Origin of the sequence: Nonomuraea composti, from assembly GCF_012034275.1 — a bacterium.
GTDB lineage: Bacteria > Actinomycetota > Actinomycetes > Streptosporangiales > Streptosporangiaceae > Nonomuraea > Nonomuraea composti.
On record NZ_JAATEP010000140.1, the window covers coordinates 1 to 1,489 of the forward strand.

At 72.5% G+C, this 1,489-nt stretch carries 1 protein-coding gene; it reads left to right on the plus strand.

Annotated elements, in window-relative coordinates:
- The coding region (locus tag HCN51_RS57680) for a CoA-acylating methylmalonate-semialdehyde dehydrogenase (RefSeq protein ID WP_206069125.1) at positions 1-1,489 on the plus strand (1,489 nt) is incomplete at both ends.

Below are 1,489 nucleotides of genomic sequence, written 5' to 3' on the forward strand. Positions count from 1 at the left end.
TGGATCAACGGGGCTCTCGCGGACGGCGACCCCGCCCGTACCGCGGAGCTGTTCGACCCGGCCACCGGCGAGGTGAGCGGGCACGTCGCGCTGGCGTCGGCGGCCGACGTGGACGCGGCCGTCGCCGCCGCGTCCGCCGCCTTCCCGGCCTGGCGGGACGCGTCGCTGACCAAGCGGGCCGGCGTGCTGTTCCGCTTCCGCGAGCTCATGTACGCCCACCGCGACGAGCTGGCCGCGCTGATCTCGGCCGAGCACGGCAAGGTGCACTCCGACGCGCTCGGCGAGGTGGCGCGCGGGCTGGAGGTGGTGGAGTTCGCCTGCGGGATCCCGCACCTGCTCAAGGGCGGCTTCTCCGAGGGTGTCTCGACGCGGGTGGACTCCTACTCGATCCGGCAGCCGCTGGGCGTGGTGGCCGGGATCACGCCGTTCAACTTCCCGGCGATGGTGCCGATGTGGATGTTCCCGGTGGCGATCGCGTGCGGGAACACCTTCGTGCTCAAGCCGTCGGAGCGGGACCCGTCGGCGTCGCTGCTGATGGCCCGGCTGTGGCAGCAGGCGGGGCTGCCGGACGGTGTCTTCACCGTGGTGCAGGGCGACAAGGTGAGCGTGGACCGGCTGCTGGAGCACCCGGACGTGCGCGCGGTCTCGTTCGTCGGCTCCACGCCCATCGCCCGGTACGTGTACGCGACCGGCACCGCGCACGGCAAGCGGGTGCAGGCGCTGGGCGGGGCCAAGAACCACATGCTGGTGCTGCCGGACGCGGACCTGGACCTGGTGGCGGACTCGGCGGTGTCGGCCGGGTTCGGCTCGGCCGGGGAGCGGTGCATGGCGATCTCCGTGGTGCTGGCCGTGGACCCGATCGGTGACGAGCTCGTCGCCAAGATCGTCGAGCGGGTCGCGAAGCTGACCGTGGGCCCGGGCGACGACCCGCGCTCGGAGATGGGGCCGCTGGTCACGGCCGCGCACCGGGACAAGGTGGCCTCCTACCTGGACCTCGGCGTGGAAGAGGGCGCCAAGCTGGTCGTGGACGGCCGGGAGGCGCCGGTGCTGGGCGGCGGCAAGGCCGCCGAGACGCCCGGCTTCTGGCTCGGGCCGACCGTGCTCGACCACGTGCCGGTCGGGTCGCGCACCCACACGGAGGAGATCTTCGGCCCGGTGCTGTCGATCGTGCGGGTCCGCTCGTACGAGGAGGGCCTGGAGGTGATCAACGGCGGCGCGTACGGCAACGGCACCGCCGTGTTCACCAACGACGGCGGCGCGGCCCGGCGCTTCCAGAACGAGGTCGAGGTCGGCATGGTGGGCATCAACGTGCCGATCCCGGTGCCGATGGCGTTCTACAGCTTCGGCGGCTGGAAGTCCTCGCTGTTCGGCGACACGCACGTGCACGGCACCGAGGGCGTGCACTTCTACACCCGCGGCAAGGTCGTCACCTCCCGCTGGCTCGACCCCTCCCACGGCGGCGTGAACCTGGGCTTCCCCACGAACGGGT